Origin of the sequence: Streptomyces sp. NPDC087787 (genome assembly GCF_044743035.1) — a bacterium.
Lineage (GTDB): Bacteria > Actinomycetota > Actinomycetes > Streptomycetales > Streptomycetaceae > Streptomyces.
Map to the genome: position 1 here is coordinate 231205 of NZ_JBIUVQ010000010.1, position 24420 is coordinate 255624.

The window sequence follows — 24420 nt, forward strand, 5'->3', positions numbered from 1 at the left end:
TGCCGCTCGCGATCCATATGGGTTGCGAAGATGCCTCTTTCGGACACTCTCGCGACCTCTTGTCGCGCACCGTGTCGCTGTTGGGCCGAAAGGGTGACTTGGCGTAAGAATTGAGTGGTGCAGGTGAGGCAAGCGAGTCAGGGCAGGGGGCGCCGGTGAACAGGCGCGACGTCACCGATGAGCAGTGGGAGGGGCTCGCCCAGGTCGTCCCGCTGCGCGGACGCGACGCCTGGCCGTCCGCGGTGGACCACCGGGTGCCTCCGGAGGCGGCGACGGAGGCGCGCCGTCGCTTCGTCGTCCTGCGGGTCAATGTGTTCGCGGACGCCCGGGACGTCGCCGAGACCCTGATGGCGGGCGTCCCGGTACTCCTCGACCTCACCGGCGCCGAGGGCGAGGTCGCCAAGCGGGTCCTGGACTTCAGCACCGGTGTCGTCTTCGGGCTGAGCAGCGGGATGCACCGCGTCGACCGCAATGTCTTCCTGCTCACGCCGCCCGGCACCGAGGTGAGCGGACTCATGCCGGGCGCGGCGGTTCCGGGCCGGTGAGCCCCGGTTCCGCGCCAGTGGTACACCTGGTGCCGTGACTGAGGAATCCGAGCGTCCGGATCTGCCCGGGTTGCAGCGGCGGCTGGTGGAGTTCGCCGCGGCGCGCGACTGGCAGCCGTACCACACACCGAAGAACCTGGTCGCCGCCCTCAGTGTGGAGGCGTCCGAACTGGTCGAGATCTTCCAGTGGATGACGCCGGAGGAGTCCGCCGGTGTCATGGCCGACCCGGAGGCGGCGCACCGCGTGCGCGACGAGGTCGCCGACGTCCTCGCGTATCTGCTGCAACTGTGCGAGGTGCTCGGGGTCGATCCGTTGGCGGCACTGGCGGCGAAGATCGACCGGAACGAGCGGCGGTTCCCGGTGCCGGGCAAGGCGGGGGAATCGGGGGAATCGGGGGGATCTGGGGGATCGGAAGGCTCGGCGGAGTGACGAGAGGAGGAAGCCCACCCTCCGTTGTCACTCTCCGGATTCGTTCATCCGGCCGAAACCGTTTTGTTGTCCGCAGATTTCCGCCTTCCTCTGGCCTTTCACCCCAAGCGCCTTCACTCTGGGTAGTGAACAAGGGTGTTCGGGCGGACGTGCGAACAGCACGTCGGGACAGACGGGGGCAGCGCATGGACGCGGTGCGGCTCATCCTGGCGAGCAGGCATGCCCTGGCGGGCAGCGGCGAGACCCCCGCCATCGTGACCGAGGTGTGGCAGGCGCAGGCCCTGGCGCAGGCGATCGGCAGCCGCCTCGCCGTCTCGGGACCGCCCGAACTGCGGGGCGAGGCACTGGGGTTGACCGAACTGGCGGGCCGCGGCTGCGGCGTACTCGGCGCGCCGGACCTCGATCCGGCGGACCTGCGGGCGGCCCGGCTCACCGAACTCGACGACGCCCGGCAGGTGTTGCTGAACCTGGACGTGCTGCTCGGCGAGGCCGGCATCGCGCTCGTCGGCGTCGCCAGCTCGGCCGCCGACGAGGCCATGTACTGGCAGTGCATGGAGGCGATCGACGCGGCGGACGAGTCCCGGGACCGGGTCCGCGAGATGGTGCGGAAACTGGCCGCGCGGGAGGCGGCGCCACCGGAGAAGGAGGCGATTTCACCCGACCGGGGGCGGGAGGGCCGCGGGCCCCGGTGAGGCCCCCGCGCCGGCCGGCCGGCGTGCAGGATGGGGGTATGGATCTCCGCATCTTCACCGAGCCCCAGCAGGGGGCGACCTACGACACCTTGCTCACCGTGGCGAAGGCCACGGAGGACCTGGGGTTCGACGCCTTCTTCCGCTCCGACCACTTCCTCCACATGGGCGACGTGGACGGCCTTCCCGGACCCACCGACGCCTGGATCACCCTCGCCGGTCTCGCCCGCGAGACCAAGCGCATCCGGCTCGGCACCCTGATGACGGCCGCCACCTTCCGGCTGCCCGGCGTGCTCGCCGTCCAGGTCGCCCAGGTGGACCGGATGTCCGGCGGCCGGGTCGAACTGGGCCTGGGCGCGGGCTGGTTCGAGGAGGAGCACAAGGCGTACGGCATCCCCTTCCCGAAGGAGAAGTTCGGCCGCCTGGAGGAGCAACTGGCCATCGTCACCGGGATGTGGGCGACGGAGGCCGGCAAGACCTTCGACTTCCGCGGGACGTACTACGAGCTCACCGGGTCGCCCGCACTGCCGAAGCCCGCGCAGGCGAAGGTCCCGGTGCTCGTCGGGGGGCTCGGAGCGACCCGCACGCCGCGGCTCGCCGCCCAGTACGCCGACGAGTTCAACGTCCCGTTCGCCTCCGTCGAGGACAGTGAGCGGCAGTTCGGCCGGGTCCGGGCAGCCGCGGAGGCGGCCGGCCGCGGCGCCGACGACCTGACGTACTCCAACGCCCTCGTCGTCTGCGTCGGCCGGGACGACCAGGAGGTCGCCCGCCGTGCCGCCGCCATCGGCCGTGAGGTCGGCGAACTGAAGGCCAACGGACTGGCCGGCTCCCCGGCCGAGGTCGTCGACAGGATCGGCCGCTACGCCGCGATCGGCGCCGGCCGGATCTACCTCCAGATCCTCGACCTGTCCGACCTGGACCACCTGGAACTGATCTCCAGCCAGGTGCAGTCGCAGCTCTCCTAGAGCCCCTCGCGGTCAGGGCGGCCGTGGGGTCACGCCCACGGACTGCCCTCCCGCAGGCACACCGCCGAGGCGCTCAGCGCCGCCTCGTGCAGCGCGGTGAGGGTCCGCGCACCGGCGACGAGCCGTGCGCCGGGCAGATCGGCCGGAGCGAACCACCCGTGCCGGTCGTGCTCGGCGCTGAGCCGCACGGCCGTGTCCGCGCCGCCGGGCAGCGTGCCGCCGTAGAAGAAGCAGTCCAGGACCGGGCCTGTGCCCAGCACGTCCACACGGTGGTCCACACCGATCAGCCGCGGCACCGGTTCGAGTTCGAGGCCCGTCTCCTCGCGCATCTCCCGCCGGGCCGCGGTCCAGGGGTCCTCGCCGTGGTCCAGCATCCCGCCGGGCAGCCACCAACTGCCCGCCCCCGGCTGACCGGAGCCGTAGCGCAGGAGCAGGACGCGGCCGTCGCCGTCCAGCACCACCACACACGCGGCGAGGAGCGCCTGCGGCTGCGTCCTCACCCATTCCTCCCGCGGCATCCACTCCACCACTGATCGCCTCCCGGACGCTCTCGGCCGGCACCCCCGCGGCCGCGGTCTCGGCCCGGGCCCGCGCCGGTACCGGCTGTTTCTCCTGCCCCCTGACAACGACGCCGCGGCCAGGGGGAAGTGGGCGGCGAATATTGGAAGGCACAGGTCCGGCCCCCTGTGCGAAGGTGAGGGCGTCGTCCTGCCGAGCCCCCGGGATCACGGTCCTCGGGGGCTCCGGCGTACCCGGCACCGCAGCCGTCCATCCAGCCGGAGAGGCCCTCCGCATGTTCCTGACCATCACCACCACCGGCACGCCCGGACACCCGGCGACCGACCTCGGTTTCCTGCTGCACAAGCACCCGGGCAAGGCACAGTCGTTCTCCACCTCCTACGGCACCGCGCACGTCCTCTACCCCGGGGCGGACGAGCAGCGTTGCACGGCCGCGCTGCTCCTGGAGGTCGACACGGTGGCCCTGGTCCGGCGCGGCAAGGCCAAGGGACGCGGCGGCGCCCCCGACACGACGCTCGCGCAGTACGTCAACGACCGCCCCTACGCCGCCTCTTCGCTGCTGGCGGTCGCGCTGAGCGCCGTCTTCTCCAGCGCCCTGCGCGGGGTGTGCCGGGCGCGCCCCGAACTCCCGGACCGGCCGCGCCCGTTGCGCATCGAGGTCCCCGCGCTTCCCGCCCGCGGCGGCCCCGCCCTCGTGCACCGCCTGTTCGCACCGCTCGGCTGGACGGTCTCCGCCGAACCGGTCGCGCTGGATGCGGAGTTCCCCGAGTGGGGTGACTCGCGGTACGTGCGGCTCGTGCTGGAGTCGGAGGCGATCACCCTCGCCCAGGCGCTGCGCCACCTCTACGTCCTGCTTCCCGTCCTCGACGACGCCAAGCACTACTGGGTCGCCCCCGACGAGGTCGACAAGCTGCTCCGGGCGGGCGAGGGCTGGCTGCCCGCGCACCCGGAGCAGAAGCTCATCACCAGCCGCTACCTCTCACGCCGCTGGTCGCTGACCCGGGAGGCGATGGAGCGCCTGGAGCTGCTGCGGCTGGCCGAGACCGACGACAGCGGGGTCGAGGAGCTCGACAACGCCGTGGCGGCGGAGACCGAGACCGAGGAGAAGCCGACGCCGTTGGCCGTGCGGCGACGGGACGCGATCGTCGCCGCGCTGCACGAGCACGGGGCCGCCCGGGTCCTCGACCTCGGCTGCGGACAAGGCCAGTTGGTGCAGGCGCTGCTGCGGGACGCGCGGTTCACCGAGATCGTCGGCGTCGACGTGTCGGTACGGGCCCTGACCATCGCCGCCCGGCGGCTCAAGCTGGACCGGATGGGGGAGCGGCAGGCCGCCCGCGTCACGCTCCGGCAGGGCTCGCTCGTCTACACCGACAAGCAGCTGGCGGGCTACGACGCCGCCGTGCTCAGCGAGGTGATCGAGCACCTCGACCTGCCCCGGCTGCCCGCCCTCGAGTACGCGGTGTTCGGCGCCGCCCGCCCCCGTACCGTCGTCGTGACCACTCCGAACGTCGAGTACAACGTCCGCTGGGAGACCCTCCCCGCAGGGCACGCCCGGCACGGCGACCACCGCTTCGAGTGGACCCGCGAGCAGTTCGCCCAGTGGGCCCGCGCGGTGGCCGAACGCCACGGCTACGACGTCGGGTTCCGCCCCGTGGGCCCCGACGACCCCGAGGTCGGCCCGCCCACCCAGATGGCCGTGTTCACCCTCGGCACCACCAACGACAGCAGAGACGGCGAGAAGGAGGCGAAGGCGGCATGACCGAGACACGGACCCCCGCACGAGGAGGACGCGTCCTGCCCGTGACCGACCTCTCCCTGGTCGTCCTCGTCGGCGCCTCCGGCTCGGGCAAGTCCACCTTCGCCCGGCGCCACTTCAAGCCCACCGAGATCATCTCCTCGGACTTCTGCCGCGGACTGGTCTCCGACGACGAGAACGACCAGGGCGCCACCCGCGACGCCTTCGACGTGCTGCACTACATCGCCGGAAAGCGCCTGGCGGCCGGCCGCCGTACCGTCGTCGACGCCACCAGCGTGCAGCAGGACGCACGGCGGCAGCTGATCGACCTCGCGAGGAGCCATGACGTGCTGCCCATCGCCATCGTGCTCGACGTGCCGGAGGAGGTGTGCGCCGAGCGCAACGCGGCCCGCGCCGACCGGGCCGACATGCCGCGCCGGGTGATCCGGCGGCACACCCGCGAACTGCGGCGCTCCCTGCGGCACCTGGGGCGCGAGGGGTTCCGCAAGGTGCACGTGCTACGCGGGGCCGAGGAGGTCGAGAACGCCTCGGTCGTCACCGAGAAGCGCTTCAACGACCTCACCCACCTCACCGGACCGTTCGACATCATCGGCGACATCCACGGCTGCTCCGCCGAACTGGAGGCACTGCTGGCCAAGTTGGGCTACGCCGACGGAACGCACCCCGAGGGCCGTACCGCCGTGTTCGTCGGCGACCTGGTCGACCGCGGCCCGGACAGCCCGGGTGTGCTGCGAAGGGTGATGTCCATGGCCGAGTCCGGCGACGCGCTGTGCGTGCCGGGCAACCACGAGAACAAGTACGGACGCCACCTCAAGGGCCGCAAGGTCCAGCACACCCACGGACTCGCCGAGACGATCACGCAGATGGAGGGGGAGAGCGAGGAGTTCAAGGCACGGGTACGGGAGTTCATCGACGGTCTCGTCAGCCACTACGTCCTCGACGGCGGGCGGCTGGTGGTCAGCCACGCCGGTCTGCCGGAGAAGTACCACGGCCGCACCTCGGGCCGGGTGCGCTCGCACGCGCTCTACGGCGACACCACGGGGGAGACGGACGAGTTCGGCCTGCCGGTGCGCTACCCGTGGGCGGAGGACTACCGCGGGCAGGCGGCCGTGGTCTACGGCCACACCCCGGTCCCGGAGGCCACCTGGCTCAACAACACGATCTGCCTGGACACCGGCGCGGTGTTCGGCGGCAAGCTGACCGCGCTGCGCTGGCCGGAGCGGGAACTGGTCGACGTACCGGCCGAGCGGGTCTGGTACGAGCCGGCCAGGCCGCTGCGCACCGAGGCACCCGGCGGGCACGACGGGCGTCCACTGGACCTCGGCGACGTGCACGGCCGCCGGGGCGTCGAGACCCGGCACGCCGGACGGGTGGCGGTGCGCGAGGAGAACGCGGCGGCGGCCCTGGAGGTCATGAGCCGCTTCGCGGTCGACCCGCGGCTGCTGCCGTACCTGCCGCCCACCATGGCGCCGACGGCGACGTCGAAGGTGGAGAGCTACCTGGAGCACCCGGAGGAGGCGTTCGCCCAGTACCGGGAGGACGGGGTGGCCCGGGTCGTGTGCGAGGAGAAGCACATGGGCTCGCGGGCGGTGGCCCTGGTCTGCCGGGACGCGGAGGCGGCGCGCCGCCGGTTCGGAGTGAAGGGCCCGACCGGTTCGCTGTACACCCGCACCGGACGTCCCTTCTTCGACGACCCGTCGGTCACCGAGGAGATACTCGGGCGGCTGCGCGCGGCGGCCACCGAGGCGGGCCTGTGGGCGGACCTCGACACCGACTGGCTGCTGCTCGACGCCGAGCTGATGCCGTGGTCGCTGAAGGCGTCCGGGCTGCTGCGCTCGCAGTACGCGGCGGTCGGCGCGGCCTCCGGAGCGGTGTTCCCGGACGCCCTCGCCGCCCTCGAGGAAGCCGCGGCGCGCGGTGTCGACGTGACGGACCTGCTGGGCCGCCAGCGCGAACGGGCCGCCGACGCGGCCGCGTTCACGGCCGCCTACCGCCGCTACTGCTGGGCCACCGACGGCCTGGACGGAGTCCGCCTGGCGCCGTTCCAGATCCTGGCGGTGCGGGGCCGCAGCCTGGCCGGACTGCCGCACGACGGGCAACTGGCGCTGATCGACCGGCTCGTGGAGCACGACACGACCGGTCTGCTGCAGACGACCCGCCGTCTGTACGTCGACGTGGCCGACCCGGAGTCGGTGCGGGCGGGCGTCGACTGGTGGCTGGAGATGACCGGACGCGGCGGCGAGGGCATGGTCGTCAAGCCGCTGGGCGCGCTGGTGCGCGGCGAGACGGGCCGGCTGGTGCAGCCCGGCATCAAGTGCCGCGGCCGCGAGTACCTGCGGATCATCTACGGTCCCGAGTACACCCGCCCGGACAACCTCGCCCGGCTGCGTCACCGCTCCCTCCACCACAAGCGCTCCCTGGCCGTCCGCGAGTACGCCCTCGGTCTGGAGGCACTGGACCGGCTGGCCGACGGCGAACCGCTGTGGCGGGTGCACGAGGCGGTGTTCGGTGTGCTCGCGCTGGAGTCGGAGCCGGTGGACCCCCGTCTGTGACGGGGGTCCCGCCGCTTCCCGCGACTCTCGTCAGTGTGACGAAAAAAGGAGGCCGTGGAAACAGGTGCGCGGAGGGTGAAACCGGCCGTCGTTGGCCAGGATGGAGGCATGGGATTCCATGTCGACTCCGAGGCCGGGCGGCTGCGCCGGGTCATCCTGCACCGGCCCGATCTCGAGCTCAAGAGGCTCACCCCCAGCAACAAGGACGCCCTCCTCTTCGACGACGTGCTGTGGGTGCGCCGGGCGCGTGCCGAGCACGACGGGTTCGCCGACGTGCTGCGCGACCGCGGGGTCGCCGTGCACCTCTTCGGCGATCTGCTGACCGAGGCGATGGAGATCCCGTCGGCCCGCTCGCTCGTCCTGGACCGTGTCTTCGACGAGAAGGAGTACGGGCCGCTCGCCACCGATCACCTGCGGGCCGCCTTCGAGAGCCTGTCCGCCGCCGAACTGGTCGAGGCCCTCGTCGGCGGCATGACCAAGCGGGAGTTCCTGGCAGCCCACGAGGAGCCGACGTCCGTGCGCTTCCACGCCATGGAACTGGACGACTTCCTGCTCCGCCCGCTGCCCAACCACCTCTTCACCCGCGACACCTCCGCCTGGATCTACGACGGCGTGTCCATCAACGCCATGCGCTGGCCCGCCCGGCAGCGCGAGACCGTCCACTTCGAGGCGATCTACCGCCACCACCCCCTCTTCCGGGACGAGTCGTTCCACCTGTGGTCCGAGGGGCAGGCCGACTACCCGTCCACCATCGAGGGCGGCGACGTGCTCGTGATCGGCAATGGCGCCGTGCTCATCGGCATGAGCGAGCGGACCACGCCCCAGGCCGTCGAGATGCTCGCGCACAAGCTGTTCGCCGCCGGCTCGGCCCGGACGATCGTCGCGCTCGACATGCCCAAGCGGCGGGCCGTGATGCACCTCGACACCGTGATGACCATGATCGACGGCGACACCTTCACGCAGTACGCCGGGCTCGGCATGCTCCGCTCGTACACCATCGAACCGGGCTCCGAGGACAAGGAGTTGAAGGTCACCGACCATCCGGCGGAGCACATGCACCGGGCGATCGCGGCCGCGCTGGGACTCAGTGAGATCCGGGTCCTCACCGCCACCCAGGACGTGCACGCGGCCGAGCGCGAGCAGTGGGACGACGGCTGCAACGTCCTCGCCGTCGAACCCGGCGTCGTCGTCGCCTACGAGCGCAACGCCACCACCAACACCCACCTGCGCAAGCAGGGCATCGAGGTCATCGAGATCCCCGGCAGCGAACTGGGCCGGGGCAGGGGCGGCCCGCGCTGCATGAGCTGCCCGGTCGTCCGGGACGCCGTGTAGGGCGGGGTATGCGCGGAGGATCACGTTCCGATGACGGCGTGGAGGGGGTCTTGTCTCGCAGATCACCTCGGCGTACGGTCCGTATCACCCCAGCGAACAAAGTGTTCGCTGAAGACGTATCAGGTGTTCGCTCATGACTGATCGTTCGTTGCCGGGCCCCTCCGGTGGTGACACCGACGGTGACACCGACGGTGCCGCCGACGCGGCGCTGGGGGCCCGCATCCGGGAATACCGGATGATGCGGCGGATGTCGCTGCGGGCCCTGGGGGAGGCGGCACAGGCCAGCCCGGGGTTCCTCAGCCAGCTGGAGCGCGGGCAGGTGAACTGCTCCATCGGCATGCTGCGGCGGATCGCCGACTCGCTCGGTCTGACCGTGGCCGACCTGTTCGACCAGGACGGCCGGCCCGGTCCGAGGGTGGTGCGCAGGGCCGACCGGCCGATGCTGCACACCGCTCCAGGCAGTCGCAAATTACTCATTTCTCAGCGCCCGCTCAGTCATCTGGAGGTCTACGCGGGCGAGTTCGACCCCGGAGCCTCCACCGGTGACGACGCCTACACCCATGGCGACTCCCAGGAGATCCTCCTGGTGATCAGCGGTGGCGTACGGGTCGAGCTCGACGGCCGGGCCCATGACCTGGAGGCCGGTGACAGCGTCGAGTACCGCTCCTCGGTGCCGCACCGCGTGGTCAACCACCACGAAGGCCCCGCCGAGATCCTCTGGATCATCAGCCCGCCGACCCCGGACTGACTCCTCCCCCCTCCGCCCCGCACCCGGCTCTCCAGCCCCCTACGCCACACCCCTCCTCGTCGCACCCTTCCCGCGCGGTCCCCTGCCGCGCCCCGCCGTCGTGCGCCCGCGCGCCGTGCCCTCTTGGTCCCCTTGCGTCTTCGCCGTCCTCCTTGGAGACAGTCATGCCCGGAATATCACGCAAAATCATGGGCTGTGCCGCTGCCGCCGGCGCCCTGCTGCTGACCCTCACCGGCTGCGCCGGCACCGGCCCGGCCGCCGCCGACGTCGACCTCGGCCCAGGACCGGCCGTGGCCGGCCAGGTCAAGAAGGGCGCGCTCGACGGCGTCACCCTCACCTTCACCTCCTACGGCGGCATCTACCAGGACGGCCAGGAGGCCGCCGCCGTCAAGCCGTTCGCCGCCGAGTCGGGGGCGAAGGTGCTCTCCGACGGGCCCACCGACTACACCAAGGTCAAGGCCCAGGTCGACGCCAAGAACGTCACCTGGGACGTGGTGGACGCCGACACGCTCTGGGCCAAGCGCCAGTGCGGCAAGATGTTCATGCCGCTGGACAAGGACATCGTCGACACCTCCAAGCTGCCCGAGGGCACGGAGGACAAGTGCTCCGTGCCGGCCATGAGTTACGGCGTCGTCCTGATGTACGACAAGAAGAAGTTCGGCGACAACCCGCCGAAGGACTGGGCGGACTTCCTCGACACCAAGAAGTACCCCGGCAAGCGCGCGATCCCCGGCTTCGCGTCGGACGCGGCCCCGGGAGCGCTGGAGGCGGCGCTGATCTCCGACGGGGTCGCTCCCGACAAGCTGTACCCGCTGGACGTCGACCGGGCCCTGAAGAAGCTGACGAGCGTCCGCTCCTCGCTGGTCTTCTGGGACACCGGCGCCCGGTCCCAGCAACTGCTGGAGTCCGGTGAGGTCTCCATGGCGATGGTGTGGTCCGGCCGCGCCTACTCGGCGGTCAAGAACGGCGCCCACTTCGCGCCGCAGTGGAACCAGTTCCTGCCGGTCTCCGACTCCCTCGCCGTCCCGGTAGGCGCCAGGAACCCCAAGGCCGCCATGGCGCTGATCAACTACTACCTGGGCGCCGCCCAGCAGACCAAGCTCACCGAGCTGACCTCGTACTCGCCGATCAACACCGACGCCAAGCCCAAGCTCGACACGCTCGCCACGCAGTACCTGACCACCACCCCCGAGCGGCAGGCGCAGGCGCTCCAGGTCGACAACGACTGGTGGGCGAAGAACCAGGAGCAGGTCATCCAGAAGTGGTCCGACTGGCTGGCGCGGTAACCCATGACAGCCCTGATCGAGATCGCCTCCCCGGCCACCGGCGGCCGGCCCCGCAAGGGCGCCGGCGGCCGGTGGGGATGGCTGCTGCTCCCCGCGCTGGTCCTGCTGGCCGTGCTCTTCCTGGTGCCGCTGGGCCTGATGGCCTGGCGCAGCGTCAGCGAACCGACGCCCGGCGCGGCCAACTACTCCTGGTTCTTCACCAGCGACGTCGCCCTCGCCACACTGGTCCGCACCCTGACCGTCGGCGCCGTCGTCACCCTGGTGACCCTCGTGCTCTCCTACCCGTACGCCTACCTGATGACCGTCGTCGGCGCACGCGCGCGGATCTGGCTCACGCTGCTGGTGCTGCTGCCGTTCTGGACCAGCCTGATGGTGCGCACCTTCGCCTGGGTGGTGCTGCTCCAGGACAGCGGCGTGGTCAACCAGATCCTCGGCACCGTGGGTCTTGGCCCGCTCCAGCTGATCCGCACCCCCACCGGCGTGGTGATCGGCATGTCGCAGGTGCTGATGCCGTTCATGGTGCTGCCGCTGTACGCCGTGATGAGCGGCATCGACCGCCGGCTCCTGGACGCCGCGCAGGGCATGGGCGCGCGCCCCGCGATCGCGTTCCTGCGGGTGTTCGTGCCGCTGTCGCTGCCCGGGGTGGGCGCCGGCGCGCTGACCGTGTTCATCACCTCGCTCGGCTTCTACGTCACCCCGGCGCTCCTCGGCTCGCCCGACCAGGCGCTGATCTCGCAGCAGATCTTCACCCAGGTCAACGGCCTGCTCGCCTGGGGCCGCGGCGGAGCGATGGGCGTGGTGCTGCTGGCGGTGACACTGGTCCTGCTGGGACTGGTCGGCGTCGTGCTGCGCCTCACCCGCAGCCGGGGAGGTGCCCGATGAGGACCGCACCCGCACGGATCGCGCTGTGGGCGTTCAGCGTGCTGGTGGGCCTGTGGCTCATCGCGCCGACGCTCGTGGTGATCCCGCTGAGCTTCACCGACAAGGCGTCCCTGGTGTTCCCGCCGAGCGGCTGGTCCACCCACTGGTACACCAACTTCTTCACCGACCCGCGGTGGACCGAGGCGCTGTTCTCCTCGCTCCAGGTCGGCGCCCTGGTCGCGGTGGTGGCCACCGCCCTGGGCACCGCCGCCGCGATCGCGCTCACCCGGTCCGGCTCACGCTGGGTCAAGGCGTCGTACGGGCTGCTGCTGGCCCCCATGATCGTGCCGACCGTGGTCGTCGCCATCGGTGTGTACGCGCTCTTCCTCCAGTACAACCTGCTGGGCACCCTGCTCGGCTTCGTCACCGCCCACACCGTGCTGGCCCTGCCGTTCGTGATCATCCCGGTGACGGCGAGCCTGCGCGGCTTCGACCGGCGCCTGGAGGACGCCGCACTGATCTGCGGCGCCACCCGGTGGGGCGCCATCCGGCAGGTGACCCTGCCGCTGATCGCCCCGGGCGTCGTCTCCGGTGCCCTGTTCGCCTTCGTCACCAGCTTCGACGAGGTCGTGGTCTCGCTGTTCATCCAGAGCCCCTACCTGCAGACCCTGCCGGTAAAGATGTTCGCCAGCGTGACCCGGGACACCGACCCCACCATCGCCGCGGCCGCCACCCTGATCATCGTCTTCACCACGGTGCTCGTACTGGCCGCCACCTTCGCCACCGCCAGGAGGAACCGTGTCCGCTGAGACCAGCCTCATCAAGGCGCGCGGAGCCCGTATCGAACTGGCGCAGGTGCGCAAGGAGTACGCGGACTCCGTCGCCGTCGACGACGTCTCCCTGGTGATCGAACCGGGCGAGTTCATGACCCTGCTGGGCCCCAGCGGCTCCGGCAAGACCACCACCCTCAACATCATCGCCGGGTTCACCGCCGCCACCTCCGGCACGCTGACCATCGGCGGCAAGCAGATGCAGGACCTGCCGCCGCACCGGCGCGACATCGGCATGGTCTTCCAGCACTACGCGCTCTTCCCGCACATGACCGTCGCGGAGAACGTCGCCTTCCCGCTCAAGCAGCGCAAGGTGCCGAAGGCCCGCCGCGCCGAGATGGTCGAGGCGGCCCTTCAGACCGTACGGCTCGGCGGCTACGGCCACCGCAGGCCGCGCGAACTGTCCGGCGGGCAGCAGCAGCGCGTCGCCCTGGCCCGCGCCGTGGTGTACGAGCCGAGCGTGCTGCTGATGGACGAGCCGCTCGGCGCGCTCGACAAGAAGCTGCGCGAAAGCCTCCAGCTGGAGATCAAGCGGGTGCACCAGGAGGTCGGCTCCACCTTCGTCTTCGTCACCCACGACCAGGAGGAGGCACTCGTCCTGTCGGACCGCATCGCCGTCTTCGACGACGGGGGCATCCAGCAGGTCGGCACCGCGAGCGAACTCTACGAACGGCCCCGCAGCCTCTTCGTGGCCGAGTTCCTCGGCGAGTCCTCCACCGTTCGGGGACGCGTCGAGGCGGACGGCGACGACTCCCGCGTGCGGGTCGGCGACCGCACCGTACGCGTCGCCGGACGGCTGCCCGGCGGCGGCGCGGCCGCCGTCGTGGTCCGGCCCGAGCACCTGCGGGTGCAGCCGGCCGCCGAGCCCGTCGCCCCCGGCGTCAACGCGCTGCCCGCCCGTGTCACCCAGGAGATATACCTGGGCTCCGGCCGCAAGCTCGAACTCGCCCTGCCCGACGGCACCGTGCTGCTCGCCCGCGAGCAGGCCGACCGGCTCTCCGGCGTCCGCCACGGCGACGAGGTCACCGTGGTCTGGGACGTCGAACGAGGCGTCCTGCTCGACGACCCCTCCGGCACCACCCACCCACCCACTTCGGGCGACCGGATCCCGGTCGCCGCCGCGGAAGAGAGCGGACGATGAGCACCACTCCCGCCACCAGCCCCACCTTCGTCAACGGAGACGTCTCCTTCTGGTTCCGGGAGAACGGCCTCCCCGCCCGCCGCCCCGCGCTGCCCGGCGACCTGGACGTCGACGTCGCACTCGTCGGCGGCGGCTACACCTCCCTGTGGACCGCCTACTACCTCAAGAAGGCCCAGCCCGAGCTCAGGATCGCCGTCCTGGAGAAGGAGTTCGCCGGCTTCGGCGCCTCCGGCCGCAACGGCGGCTGGCTCAGCGCCGAACCGCCCGGCCAGATGCGCCGCTACGCCAAGTCCCACGGCCGCGAACCGGCCGTCGCGCTGCAGCGGGAGATGTTCTCCTCCGTCGACGAGGTCGTCCGGGTCGCCGCCGAGGAGGGCATCGACGCCGACATCCAGAAGGACGGCCTGCTGCACGTCGCCACCAACGCCGCCCAGGAGCGGCGGCTGCGCGAAGGGCTGCCCACGCTGCGCGCCGAGGGCTGGGGCGAGGACGACCTGGTCGAACTCGACGCGGACCAGCTCGCCCTGCGGGTCCGCGTGGCCGGCGCCCGCTACGCCCAGTGGAGCCCGCACTGCGCCCGCATCCAGCCCGCCAAGCTGGTCCGGGGCCTGGCCGACGTGGTCGAGCGGATGGGCGTCGCCGTCTACGAGGGCACCGAGGTCACCGAGATCCGCCCGCGCGAGGCGGTCACCCCCCACGGCACCGTCCGGGCGTCGTACGTCATCCGGGCGCTGGAGGGGTTCACCGCAGGGCTGCGCGGCCACCGCCGCGTCTGGCTGCCGATGAACAGCAGCATGATCGTCACCGAGCCGCTGCCCGCCTCCGTGTGGGAGGAGATCGGCTGGCGCGGCGCCGAGCTGATCGGGGACGAGGCCAACTCGTACTGCTACATCCAGCGCACCACCGACGGCCGCATCGCCATCGGCGGGCGCGGCATCCCGTACATGTTCGGCTCCCACGTCGACCAGCGCGGCGAGACCCGGGACGCCACCCAGGCGCAGCTCCTGGCCATCCTCCGGCAGCACTTCCCGGCCACCGAGGGCGTCGCGATCGACCACACCTGGTCCGGAGTGCTCGGCGTGCCGCGCGACTGGTGCGCCACGGTCCACCTGGACCGGGACACCGGCCTGGGCTGGGCCGGCGGCTACGTCGGGCACGGCGTGACCACCACCAACCTCGCCGGACGCACCCTGCGCGACCTGATCCTCGACCGGCAGACCGACCTCACCCGGCTCCCCTGGGTGGGCCGCAAGGTGCGTGGCTGGGAGCCGGAGCCGCTGCGCTGGCTCGGCGTGCGCAGCCTCTACGTCGCCTACCGCGCCGCCGACCGGCACGAGAACTCCGGTCTTGAGCGCACCTCCGTCATCGCACGCGTCGCCAACGTCATCAGCGGACGCTGAAAGGAGCGGTAAGCCCATGGACACCGACACCACCGCACTCGCCTTCCTCGCCGACGCCGCGAGCGCCGACCTGCCCCCCATGGCGCCCAAGCCCACCAGCACCACAGGCCAGCGGGAGACCACCCGCACCCTGTGGCAGTCGCCCGACGGGCTGGCCGAGGTCGGCGTCTGGGAGTGCGACCCCGGCCACTTCACCGCCACCCGCGAGGGCTACGACGAGGTCTGCCAGGTGCTGACCGGATCCGCCACGGTCCGTACCGAGGGCGGTGAGGACGTCGAGCTGTCTCCCGGCGCCACCCTGGCGATGCCGGCCGGCTGGCGCGGCACCTGGCAGGTCCACGAGACCCTGCGCAAGGTGTACGTGCTGCGCACCCACGGGGCCGGCGCATGACCCTCGTCCTGCACGGCGGCCGGGTGTGGACCGGCGACCCGGGGCGCCCCGGCGCCACGGCCGTCGCCGTGTCCGGCGGCCGGATCACGGCCGTCGGCACCGACGCCGAGGTGCGCCGGGCCGCCGGCCGCCCGGCCGAGACGTTCGACCTGGCCGGCCGGACCGTGGTGCCCGGCCTCCAGGACGCGCACATCCACCCGGTCTGGGGCGCCCTCGAGGCGCTGCGCTGCGACCTCAGCCGGGCCACCGACGCGGAGGGCTGCCTCACGGCCGTCCGGGAGTACGCGGCCGCCCACCCCGGCCGGCCGTGGATCCTCGGCGGCGGTTGGGGCATGGACTGCTTCCCCGGCGGCTGGCCCGCCCGCGAGCCCCTGGACGCCGTCGTACCGGACCGGCCGGTGTTCCTTCCCAATGCCGACCACCACTCCGCGTGGGTCAACTCGGCGGCACTGGAGCGCGCCGGGATCGACGCGGCCACCCCGGACCCGCCGGCCGGGCGGATCGAGCGCGACGCGGCCGGCCGGCCCACCGGGGTGCTCCACGAGAGCGCCATGGACCTGGTGGCCCGGCTGCTCCCGCCGGACACCGTCGAGGACCAGCTCGCCGCGCTGAGCCACGCGCAGACCCATCTCTTCCGGTACGGCATCACCGGCTGGCAGGACGCCATCGTCGGAGCCTACGGCGGGGCCGGCGACACGCTCGCCGCCTACCGGCGGGCCGACGAGGAGGGGCTGCTGAAGGCCCGGGTCACCGGCGCCCTGTGGTGGGACCGCGACCGCGGCCCGGAGCAGCTCGGCGACCTGGTGGCGCGGCGCGGCGAGCCCGGCCGCCGCTTCCGGGCCGGGGCCGTGAAGGTGATGCAGGACGGGGTGCTGGAGAACGGCACCGGCGCCCTGCTGGAGCCGTATCTGGACTCCTGCGGGTGCGCCACCGGCAACGTCGGCCACTCCAACGTGCCCGCCGCGCTGCTCGCCGACGCGGTGACCCGCCTGGACGCCGCCGGGTTCCAGGTGCACTTCCACGCGATCGGCGACCGGGCGGTGCGCGAGTGCCTGGACGCGGTCGAGGCCGCGGCCGCTGCCAACGGGGCCCGCGAGCGGCGCCACCACATCGCCCACGTGCAGTTGGTCGACGACGCGGACATCGCCCGCTTCGCCGCGCTCGGGGTGACGGCCAACGTCCAGTCGCTGTGGGCGACCCACCACCAGCAGACCGACGAGCTGACCAACCCGCTGCTGGGCGAGGCGCGGGCCGGCCGGCAGTACCCCTTCCGCCGGCTGCTGGACAGCGGCGCCCGGCTCGCCGGGGGCAGCGACTGGCCGGTCACCACGGCCGACCCGTGGCAGGCCATGCACGTCGCCGTGCACCGCACCGAACCGCCCGGTTCGGCGCACACCGCATGGCCGGGCGCCGACCGCCCGTTCGTGCCGCACGAACGGCTGGAGCTGGCCGACATCCTGCGCGCGTACACGGCCGGTTCGGCCTGGGTGAACGGCAACGACGACGAAGTCGGCCTGCTGCGCGAGGGCATGGCGGCCGACCTCGCCGTGCTCGACCGGGACCTCTTCGCCCCGGACACCGACGTGGCCGGCACCCGGGCCGTGCTCACCCTGGTCGCGGGGGAGGCGGTCCACACCGCGTGAGCGGCCCGCTCACCAGTTGACGGGGAGGGTGAGCGGCGACTTGCTCGGCGACTCGTCCTCCCAGATGGGGCGGTGGCCCTCGGCCAGGCGCAGGTCCGGGAGCCGGTCGAACAGCGCCTCCAGGCACACGGTCATCTGCGCCCGGGCCAGATGGGAGCCGATGCAGTTGTGCGCCCCGCGGCCGAAGGTGAGATGGGGGTTGTCCGCGCGGCACAGGTCGAGCCCGTCGGGGTCGGTGAACACGCTCTCGTCGCGGTTGGCCGCCGCGAGCACGGGCAGCACGGCGTCACCCGCGCGGATCGTCCGGCCGTGCAACTCGATGTCCTCGACGGCCTGGAGGACGACGACGCCGTTCATCACCGGCACATAGCGCAGGAGTTCCTCCACCGCGCCCGGCAGCAGGGCGCGGTGGTCGCGCAGGCGCGCGTACGCGCCGGGCACGGTCAGCAGGGTCAGCACCGCGTCGGCCAGGAACATGGTGCTCGTGCGGTAGCCGGCGACCAGCATGGACAGTCCGAAGCTCACCGCGCTCTCGTGGTCCAGAGTACCGCGATCGCACTCCCCGACCAGCCGGGTGAGCATGTCGTCGGCGGGCTCGCGCCGCTTCCGGACGAGCAACGAGTTGATGTACTCGCGCAGTTGCGAGGTGGCCTCGCGGCCCTCCTCCAGGGTGAGGATGGCACCGAGCGCGGCGTCCGCCCTGGGCAGGAAGTAGTCGCTGTCCTCGTAGGGGATGCCGACGAGATCGCACATCACCATGACGGGGAAGGGCTCGATGAACCGGACGACCAGGTCGCCGGGCTGGTCTCCGGCGACGAACGGGTCGAGCAGCCGGTCGGCCGACCGCCGGATGCGCGGCATCCCGCTCCGCACGGACCGGACGCTGAACGGCTCGCTCAGGGCCCGGCGCAGCGCGGCGTGCCGGGGGCCCTCCAGTTCCATCATCGTGACCAGGCCCGGCTCGTCCCCGGGGACATGGCCGGGGCGCGGCGGCCAGTCGGTGATGCTCGGCCTGATCAGCCGGGCGTCGGCGACGAGTTCCTTGACGTCGTCGTAGCGGGTGGCGTACCAGGCGGTGGCGCCGATCGGCAGCCTGACCCTGGCCAGCGGGCACTCCTGGCGCAGCCGTCGGTACTCCTCGGGCGGGCCCATGGTGCCCGGCGGCGGCAGGGGCAACTCGATGACGGGCACGACGGGCACGACGGACACATCGGGCACGTCGGCGGCGGGTTCCGGCGTGGAGTTCACGGGTGGACCTCCCCTGGTGCCTGCGGATGGGCTCACCAGCCGACCGGGAGGGTCAGCGGTGACTTGGTGACGGACTGGTCGTCCCAGAGGGGCTGTTGACCCCGGGCCGGACGCAGCCCCGGGAAGCGGTCGAGCAACGCCTCGATTCCCACGGTCAGTTCGGCGCGCGCCAGATGCGCGCCGACGCAGTTGTGGGTTCCCCGGCCGAAGGCGAGGTGGGGGTTGTCCGCGCGGCACAGGTCGAGCCGGCCGGCGTCGGCGAACACGCTCTCGTCGCGGTTGGCGGAGGCCAGCACGGGGATGACGGCGTCGCCCTCGCGGACGGTCTGCCCGCCCACCTCGACGTCCTCGGTGGCGAGCAGCAGCACGGTGCCGTTCATCACCGGCATGTACCGCAGGAGTTCCTCCACCGCGCCGGGCATGAGGTCGCGGTGGTCGCGCAGGCGGGCCCACTGGTCCGGCCGGTGCAGCAGGGTGTGCACCGAGCCGGCCAGGAAGAAGCCGCTGATGCCGAAGCCGACCGTGAGCATGGACAGCCCGAACGCCGTGACCTCGTCGTCGGTCAGCGTCCCGCCCCCGGTCTCGCGGACCAGCAGGGTCAGGACGTCGTCGCCGGGCCGGCTCCGCTTCCGCTCGATCAGCTCGGCCACGTACGCGCGCAGCAGGTCGGTGACCCTGCGTCCCTCCTCGGCGGTCACCATGCCGCCGAGGGCGGCGTCCAGGACCGGCAGGAACCAGTCCCGGTCCTGCCAGGGGATCCCGACCAGGTCGCACAGCACGAGCAGCGGGAACGGCTCGGTGAAAGCGGCCACCAGGTCGCCGGGAGGGCCGCCCGCCGCGAGCTCCTCCAGCAGCCGGTCGGCGAGCGCGCGGATGCGGGGCAGCCGGTCCCGGACGGCCCCCGCGCTGAACGCCGGGGCCACGGACCTGCGCAGGGCCAGGTGCCGGGGGCCGTCCAGCTCCGCCATGGTGACCAGGCCCGGCCCGTCGTCGGCGGCCGGTCCGGGACGCGGCGGCCAGTCGTTGATGGTCGGCCTGATCAGCCGGGGGTCGGCGAGCAGCGCCCGGACGTCCTCGTACCGGGTGACGTACCAGGCGGTCGCGTCCATCAGCAGCCCGACCCTGGTCACGGGACGGCTCTCGCGCAGCCGCGCGCACGTCTCGGGCGGCCCCATGGTGCCGGGCGGCGGCAGCGGGAAGTCCAGGACGTCCGCCTCGGGGCCCGGTGCCCGCGCGCCGGGTGACTGTGGGGTCATGCTGGCTCCTTCGGCGTGGGCTGAGGGAGTCCGGCCACCGGCGCCGGCTACGGGCGCTCGATGTAGCCGGTGGCGTAGAAGTACTCCAGGTAGCGGTCCAGCAGGTCCGCGTCGACGGGCGGGCAGCTCAGGCCCGTACCGGCCAGGTCGCGTTCGACGTTGTCCCGCCCCACGGACGGGAAGGTGCCCTCGAAGTACATCTCCTTGACGGACATGTCCGCCTGCTTGCAGCGGTCCACGCACAGGGAGACGAACGGGGCGGTGGGACTCGTGGGGTGCCGCGCGACATGGCGGACGAGGTCGTCCACCCACTCCTCGTAGGGGAGCCGCCGGATCCGGTGGCCGCCCGCGTCCATCCGGTCCAGCATGTCGCGCAGGCTCGCCGGGCGGGGGTTGGTCATGTGGTAGGTCCGGTGGGTGGTGCGGTGCCCGGTGGCGATGCGCACCACCGCCTCGGTGAGGAAGTCCACCGGGACGAAGTCCAGCGGCAGCGGGATGTCGGGGGCGAGCCCGGTCTCGGTGATCGTCTTGAACAGCGAGCAGATCGCGGTGTCGGTGTTGCACGCGCCGGTGCGCCGATCGCCGGTGATCTCGTACGGCCGGTGGACCGCCACCGGCAGGCCCTGGCCGGCGGCGTCCCGCAGCACCTGCTCGGCCACCCACTTGCTCTCGGCGTAGCCCATGGTGAGCCGGTCGGCGTGGTCGAGCGGCAGGTCCTCGTCCACGTGCCGCACGCCCGCGGTGCCGAAGCCGGCGAGCACCGCGATGGTGGAGAAGAAGTGCACGGGCACGGCCCGCTGGGCCGCCAGGCGTACGAGCTGCCGGGTGCCCTCCACGTTGGCGCGGCGCAACGCCTCGTACGGGTAGAGGAAGTTGACCTGTGCGGCGGCGTGCAGCACCAGGTCGAGGGTGCCGGCCAGTTCCTCGGCGCGGCCCGGTTCCATACCGAGGCCGGGCTCGGCGAGGTCGGCGGGGAAGCACACGACGCGGTCGGCCGCCTCCGCGCCGGCGAGGCCGAAGCGGGCCAGGTTCCGCAGCACCTTCCGCCGGGCGTGCGCGGCGTCGCGGGCGCGCACCGGGCAGTGCACCCGGGCGCCGGTGCGTCGCAGCAGCCGGTCAAGCAGGAAGGCGCCGACGAAACCGGAGGCCCCGGTCAGCAGCACCTCCCCGGGGTGCCGCCAGTCCGGTTCGGGACCGCGCGGCGACGGCAGGGCGAAGCCGAGCCGCGACTCGGCGCGGAAGTCCACGGCGTGGGCCTCGGGGGCCGCCCGGGCCCGCCGGCCCTCGACTGAGCTGAGGGTGGCGACGGCGGCGGTGAAGTCCTCCAGGGTGGGGGAGCGCAGCAGGCTGTGGACCAGGGTGCGGCCGTACCGTGCGTCGAGGCCGAAGGCGGCCAGGGTACGGGTGACGACCTCGGCCGCCAGCAGGGAGTCGCCGCCGATGTCGAAGAAGCCGTCCCCGGGCGCCGGGCGCACGCCCAGCACCACCTGCCATACCCGCGCCGCCGACTCCTGCGGGCCCGGACCCGGGCGCTGTCCGTTCGCCGGGGCGGCGGGCGTGCCCGGCGCCGCGTTCGGGGCCGGGTCCGCGGCCGCCAGCAGGCGCAGCCGGCGCCGGTCCACCTTGCCGCCCGCGGTCACCGGGAACCGCCCCACCTGCACCAGCCGCGCGGGCACCGCCGCCGCGGGCAGCCAGGCCGTGAGGCCGCCGCGGATGCGGTCAAGGGGCAGCGTCATGCCGGGCCGGGCCGGTGTCACGTACCCGATCAGGCTGTCGCCCTCCAGCTCCACGACGGCCTCGCCCACCGTGTCGTCCGCGCGCAGCCGCGCCTCTATCTCGTCCGGCTCGATGCGGTGCCCGCGCAGTTTGATCTGCCGGTCCACCCGCGCCCGGTACTCCAGGACACCGTCCGCGCGCCGCACCACCCGGTCGCCGGTGCGGTAGAGCCGCGTACCGGGCTCGAAGCGGTTGTCGACGAAGCGCTCGGCGGTCAGCTCGGGGTCGCCGAGGTATCCCAGCGCGAGCCCGTCCCCGCCGACGAGGAGTTCGCCCTCCTCACCGGCGTCCGCGAGCGTGCCGTCCGCCCGCACCACGTAGCAGGTGGAGTTCTCCAGCGGCCGCCCGATCGGCACCGCCGTCGCCTCGGGCGGCAGGCCGTCCACCAGGTGCGCGGTGGAGACCACGCTGTTCTCGGTCGGACCGTAGAAGTTGACCACGGTGGTGTCCGGGCAGGCCGCCAGGATCGCGCGGGCCAGCTCCGGGTCCATCGCCTCGCCGCCGGCCGAGGCGAACCGCAGCGACCGCAGCGCCGACGGCCTGGTGCGCCCGATGTGGTGGAACACCCCGGTGGTCAGGTAGGCGACGCTGACCCGCTCGGAGAGCAGCCGGGACTCCAGGGCGGCCGGGGACAGCAGCTCCTCCTGATCGGCGATCACCACGCAGGCCCCGGCGAGCAGCGGGGACCAGATCTCGATCGTGGAGGCGTCCGAGGAGAGGCCGTAGGCGTGCAGCACCCGCTCACCGGGCCGCGGCCGCTGCCACACCAGGTCGGAGGCGGCCAGCCGGACCACGCCGCAGTGCGGGACCGCCACGGGTTTGGGACGGCCGGTCGAGCCGGAGGTGAACATCACATACGCGCAGTCCCCGGAACGTGCCCCGGTCCGGGGGAGCGCGACCGGGGCGCTCGGCGCCGACCCGTTCAGCGCGATGCGGGTACGCACCCGCCGGATCCGGCAGACACTGCCGGGCAGCGTGACCACGGTGTGCACCCCGGCGTCCTCCGCCATCGCCTGGAGCCGTCCGGGCGGGGAGGCGTCGTCGAGCGGGACGTAGGCCGCACCGGCCTTGAGGATGCCCAGAAAGGCGACCAGCGCCTCCAGGGACCGGCCCCCGCACACGCCGACCCCGTCGCCGCGCCGCACCCCGGAGCCGAGCAGCCGGGCGGCCAGCGCGTCGGAGCGGTCCTTCAGCTCGCCGTAGCTCATACTGCGGTCGTGCTGGACGGAGGCGGTCGCCCGTGGGCGTAGCGATGCCCGGGCGTCGAACAGCTCATGCAGACAGCGATCGCGCGCGTACCACACCGTTCCCGCGTTCCACGCCGGCGCCACCGGAAGCGTCCTGCTGTCAGTGACCATCGGGATGTCCCGTCTGTGCTGCACGTGAACCGCCCGCCGCACGGAGAGCTACGACTCGAACTCCGCGGCGAAGGCGGAGAAGTCGGCCGTTCTCCATCTCTCGGGCCGCATGCGGATGAGGATGTCGTCGACCAGCTGCTCCTGGTTGGCCGCCAGGTAGGCCGCCGCGGTCTCCGCGTCCAGGTACCGGTGGGCCAGCGCCTCCTGCTCGGCCGCGGGCAGCGGATCCTCGACGCCCACGACCGGCCCCTCCACGCTCACATACCGATACGGGGCCGACTCGTCCTGCGCGCAGAGGCTGAACCTCCCGGCGTCGCGGACGAGGCGGGCCTTCAGCGACTGCCGCCCGGTCGCGATCGTCACCGGACCGCCGGGACGGTAGGAGTACCAGAGCGGGACCAGCAGCGGCCCACCGCCGTCACGAGGATCGTCGACCCCCAGGATTCCCACGTGGCGGCCGGCGAGGAACTCTTCCCGGTCTTCGACCGACATCCTGAGATCCATGACTCCCAGAGTTCAACAGACCGGGGCGCTTCGCATCCCGGACCCCGGCCGTTCCGTATAGAAATGTGGAACATCGTATAGACTTCCACGGTCCGCACTCCTCCCGCCGTCCCCAGGAGACTCCCCGATGGTGCACGTCCCGACCGGTCTCACCGGCCGCCACTTCCTCAAGGAGCTGGACTTCACCGAGGAGGAGTTCCGCGGCCTGGTGGGGCTGGCCGCCGAGCTGAAGGCCGCCAAGCGGGCCGGGACCGAGACGCCGTACCTGCGGGGCCGGAACATCGCGCTGATCTTCGAGAAGACCTCGACGCGCACCCGCTGCGCCTTCGAGGTCGCCGCCGCCGACCAGGGCGCCTCGACGACCTACCTCGACCCGTCCGGATCCCAGATGGGGCACAAGGAGTCCGTCAGGGACACCGCCCGTGTCCTCGGCCGGATGTTCGACGCGATCGAGTACCGGGGCGACAGCCAGGACACCGTCGAGGAACTCGCCGCACACGCCGGCGTCCCCGTCTACAACGGGCTCACCGACGACTGGCACCCCACCCAGATGCTCGCCGACGTGCTCACCATGACCGAGCACTGCGCCAAGCCGCCGCGCGAGACCGTCTTCGCCTACCTCGGTGACGCCCGCTTCAACATGGGCAACTCCTACCTGGTCACCGGCGCCCTGCTCGGCATGGACGTACGGCTCGTCGCCCCCAAGAGCTACTGGCCCGCCCAGGCGGTCGTCGACCGGGCCCGCGAACTGGCCGCCTCCAGCGGCGCGCGCATCACCCTCACCGAGTCACTGGAGGAGGGCGTGCGCGGCGCCGACTTCGTCGCCACCGACGTCTGGGTCTCCATGGGCGAGCCCAAGGAGGCCTGGGACGAGCGGATCGAGGCCCTGGCCCCGTACGCCGTGACGATGGACGTGCTGCGCGCCACCGGCAACCCGGACGTGCGGTTCCTGCACTGCCTGCCCGCCTTCCACGACCTCGGCACCGAGGTCGGCCGCGAGATCCACGAGCGGCACGGCCGCACCTCGCTGGAGGTGACCGACGAGGTCTTCGAGTCGGCCCACTCGGTCGTCTTCGACGAGGCGGAGAACCGGCTGCACACCATCAAGGCGATCATGGTCGCCACCCTGGCCTGACCGGCCGTCCGCCAGACCCGCGGCCCGGAGCCACCCCGTCCGCCGCCGCCACGCG

21 protein-coding genes are annotated in these 24420 nt (G+C 72.5%); 16 read left to right on the top strand and 5 right to left on the bottom strand.

What is annotated here, in order from left to right:
• Positions 1-155: 155 nt before the first annotated feature.
• From ACIOWN_RS18345 to ACIOWN_RS18360, 4 genes are all read left to right on the top strand, one after another.
• A complete protein-coding gene (locus ACIOWN_RS18345) occupies positions 156-545 on the top strand; it encodes a cell division protein SepF (RefSeq protein WP_362355970.1) in 390 nt (129 codons plus the stop codon).
• A 34-nt stretch (positions 546-579) separates the two neighbouring features.
• Entirely contained in the window at positions 580-975 is a 396-nt protein-coding gene (locus ACIOWN_RS18350) for a nucleotide pyrophosphohydrolase (RefSeq protein WP_401982755.1), read from the top strand.
• 185 nt (positions 976-1160) lie between these two features.
• Positions 1161-1667 (top strand): DUF6099 family protein, encoded by a 507-nt coding sequence (locus tag ACIOWN_RS18355; protein WP_401982777.1) that lies wholly within the window; start codon positions 1161-1163, stop codon positions 1665-1667.
• Positions 1668-1705: 38 nt separating this feature from the next.
• Positions 1706-2629, top strand: a complete 924-nt coding sequence (locus ACIOWN_RS18360; protein ID WP_362355966.1) for an LLM class F420-dependent oxidoreductase — start codon at positions 1706-1708, stop codon at positions 2627-2629.
• 29 nt (positions 2630-2658) lie between these two features.
• On the opposite strand, the gene ACIOWN_RS18365 is transcribed toward ACIOWN_RS18360, so the two are convergent.
• On the bottom strand, positions 2659-3129 hold the full coding sequence (locus tag ACIOWN_RS18365; protein ID WP_362355964.1) for an NUDIX hydrolase: 471 nt from the start codon (positions 3127-3129) through the stop codon (positions 2659-2661).
• A 293-nt stretch (positions 3130-3422) separates the two neighbouring features.
• Here ACIOWN_RS18365 and ACIOWN_RS18370 point away from each other — a divergent pair, with 293 nt between their 5' ends.
• The 11 genes from ACIOWN_RS18370 to ACIOWN_RS18420 all read left to right on the top strand — a co-directional run bounded on the left by ACIOWN_RS18370 (position 3423) and on the right by ACIOWN_RS18420 (position 17088).
• On the top strand, positions 3423-4907 hold the full coding sequence (locus ACIOWN_RS18370; RefSeq protein ID WP_401982757.1) for a 3' terminal RNA ribose 2'-O-methyltransferase Hen1: 1485 nt from the start codon (positions 3423-3425) through the stop codon (positions 4905-4907).
• On the top strand, positions 4904-7456 hold the full coding sequence (locus ACIOWN_RS18375; protein WP_401982759.1) for a polynucleotide kinase-phosphatase: 2553 nt from the start codon (positions 4904-4906) through the stop codon (positions 7454-7456). The genes ACIOWN_RS18370 and ACIOWN_RS18375 overlap by 4 nt, the downstream gene beginning before the upstream one ends.
• A 108-nt stretch (positions 7457-7564) precedes the next feature.
• The gene (locus ACIOWN_RS18380) at positions 7565-8788 is read left to right on the top strand and encodes an arginine deiminase (protein WP_401982760.1); all 1224 of its coding nucleotides are present in this window, start codon (positions 7565-7567) and stop codon (positions 8786-8788) included.
• 133 nt (positions 8789-8921) lie between these two features.
• On the top strand, positions 8922-9536 hold the full coding sequence (locus ACIOWN_RS18385) for a helix-turn-helix domain-containing protein (RefSeq protein WP_401982761.1): 615 nt from the start codon (positions 8922-8924) through the stop codon (positions 9534-9536).
• A gap of 164 nt (positions 9537-9700) precedes the next feature.
• Positions 9701-10822 carry an ABC transporter substrate-binding protein gene (locus ACIOWN_RS18390; protein ID WP_362355954.1) on the top strand — a complete coding sequence of 374 codons (1122 nt, stop codon included), beginning with the start codon at positions 9701-9703 and terminating at the stop codon, positions 10820-10822.
• Between the two features lie 3 nt (positions 10823-10825).
• Complete coding sequence (locus ACIOWN_RS18395) at positions 10826-11704, top strand: ABC transporter permease (RefSeq protein WP_398147150.1); 879 nt, start codon at positions 10826-10828, stop codon at positions 11702-11704.
• Positions 11701-12492 carry an ABC transporter permease gene (locus tag ACIOWN_RS18400; protein WP_362355950.1) on the top strand — a complete coding sequence of 264 codons (792 nt, stop codon included), beginning with the start codon at positions 11701-11703 and terminating at the stop codon, positions 12490-12492. The genes ACIOWN_RS18395 and ACIOWN_RS18400 overlap by 4 nt, the downstream gene beginning before the upstream one ends.
• Positions 12482-13654, top strand: coding sequence for an ABC transporter ATP-binding protein (locus ACIOWN_RS18405; RefSeq protein ID WP_362355948.1), 1173 nt, complete (start codon positions 12482-12484; stop codon positions 13652-13654). The genes ACIOWN_RS18400 and ACIOWN_RS18405 overlap by 11 nt, the downstream gene beginning before the upstream one ends.
• Positions 13651-15054 carry an FAD-binding oxidoreductase gene (locus ACIOWN_RS18410; RefSeq protein WP_362355946.1) on the top strand — a complete coding sequence of 468 codons (1404 nt, stop codon included), beginning with the start codon at positions 13651-13653 and terminating at the stop codon, positions 15052-15054. The genes ACIOWN_RS18405 and ACIOWN_RS18410 overlap by 4 nt, the downstream gene beginning before the upstream one ends.
• A gap of 16 nt (positions 15055-15070) precedes the next feature.
• Positions 15071-15445, top strand: a complete 375-nt coding sequence (locus tag ACIOWN_RS18415) for a cupin domain-containing protein (RefSeq protein ID WP_362355944.1) — start codon at positions 15071-15073, stop codon at positions 15443-15445.
• Positions 15442-17088, top strand: coding sequence for an amidohydrolase (locus tag ACIOWN_RS18420; RefSeq protein WP_362355942.1), 1647 nt, complete (start codon positions 15442-15444; stop codon positions 17086-17088). The genes ACIOWN_RS18415 and ACIOWN_RS18420 overlap by 4 nt, the downstream gene beginning before the upstream one ends.
• Positions 17089-17097: 9 nt before the next feature.
• Here the strand turns inward: ACIOWN_RS18420 and ACIOWN_RS18425 are convergent, their stop codons facing one another.
• From ACIOWN_RS18425 to ACIOWN_RS18440, 4 genes are read right to left on the bottom strand one after another with little or no spacing between them, the layout of a single operon-like run.
• Positions 17098-18336 (bottom strand): cytochrome P450, encoded by a 1239-nt coding sequence (locus tag ACIOWN_RS18425; RefSeq protein ID WP_362355940.1) that lies wholly within the window; start codon positions 18334-18336, stop codon positions 17098-17100.
• Between the two features lie 32 nt (positions 18337-18368).
• Positions 18369-19592, bottom strand: coding sequence for a cytochrome P450 (locus ACIOWN_RS18430; protein WP_401982765.1), 1224 nt, complete (start codon positions 19590-19592; stop codon positions 18369-18371).
• 47 nt (positions 19593-19639) lie between these two features.
• Entirely contained in the window at positions 19640-22726 is a 3087-nt protein-coding gene (locus tag ACIOWN_RS18435; RefSeq protein WP_401982767.1) for an amino acid adenylation domain-containing protein, read from the bottom strand.
• Positions 22727-22774: 48 nt separating this feature from the next.
• Positions 22775-23230, bottom strand: a complete 456-nt coding sequence (locus ACIOWN_RS18440; RefSeq protein WP_362355934.1) for a pyridoxamine 5'-phosphate oxidase — start codon at positions 23228-23230, stop codon at positions 22775-22777.
• Positions 23231-23357: 127 nt separating this feature from the next.
• Here ACIOWN_RS18440 and argF point away from each other — a divergent pair, with 127 nt between their 5' ends.
• On the top strand, positions 23358-24365 hold the full coding sequence (gene argF, locus ACIOWN_RS18445; RefSeq protein WP_362355932.1) for an ornithine carbamoyltransferase: 1008 nt from the start codon (positions 23358-23360) through the stop codon (positions 24363-24365).
• Positions 24366-24420: the final 55 nt, after the last annotated feature.

Coding starts and splice junctions, on each gene's coding strand:
- ACIOWN_RS18355 (WP_401982777.1), top strand. CDS start 1,161: ATGGACGCGGTGCGGCTCATCCTGGCGAGCAGGCATGCCCTGGCGGGC.
- ACIOWN_RS18360 (WP_362355966.1), top strand. CDS start 1,706: ATGGATCTCCGCATCTTCACCGAGCCCCAGCAGGGGGCGACCTACGAC.
- ACIOWN_RS18370 (WP_401982757.1), top strand. CDS start 3,423: ATGTTCCTGACCATCACCACCACCGGCACGCCCGGACACCCGGCGACC.
- ACIOWN_RS18375 (WP_401982759.1), top strand. CDS start 4,904: ATGACCGAGACACGGACCCCCGCACGAGGAGGACGCGTCCTGCCCGTG.
- ACIOWN_RS18380 (WP_401982760.1), top strand. CDS start 7,565: ATGGGATTCCATGTCGACTCCGAGGCCGGGCGGCTGCGCCGGGTCATC.
- ACIOWN_RS18385 (WP_401982761.1), top strand. CDS start 8,922: ATGACTGATCGTTCGTTGCCGGGCCCCTCCGGTGGTGACACCGACGGT.
- ACIOWN_RS18390 (WP_362355954.1), top strand. CDS start 9,701: ATGCCCGGAATATCACGCAAAATCATGGGCTGTGCCGCTGCCGCCGGC.
- ACIOWN_RS18395 (WP_398147150.1), top strand. CDS start 10,826: ATGACAGCCCTGATCGAGATCGCCTCCCCGGCCACCGGCGGCCGGCCC.
- ACIOWN_RS18400 (WP_362355950.1), top strand. CDS start 11,701: ATGAGGACCGCACCCGCACGGATCGCGCTGTGGGCGTTCAGCGTGCTG.
- ACIOWN_RS18410 (WP_362355946.1), top strand. CDS start 13,651: ATGAGCACCACTCCCGCCACCAGCCCCACCTTCGTCAACGGAGACGTC.
- ACIOWN_RS18415 (WP_362355944.1), top strand. CDS start 15,071: ATGGACACCGACACCACCGCACTCGCCTTCCTCGCCGACGCCGCGAGC.
- ACIOWN_RS18420 (WP_362355942.1), top strand. CDS start 15,442: ATGACCCTCGTCCTGCACGGCGGCCGGGTGTGGACCGGCGACCCGGGG.
- ACIOWN_RS18430 (WP_401982765.1), bottom strand. CDS start 19,592: ATGACCCCACAGTCACCCGGCGCGCGGGCACCGGGCCCCGAGGCGGAC.
- ACIOWN_RS18435 (WP_401982767.1), bottom strand. CDS start 22,726: ATGGTCACTGACAGCAGGACGCTTCCGGTGGCGCCGGCGTGGAACGCG.
- ACIOWN_RS18440 (WP_362355934.1), bottom strand. CDS start 23,230: ATGGATCTCAGGATGTCGGTCGAAGACCGGGAAGAGTTCCTCGCCGGC.
- argF (WP_362355932.1), top strand. CDS start 23,358: ATGGTGCACGTCCCGACCGGTCTCACCGGCCGCCACTTCCTCAAGGAG.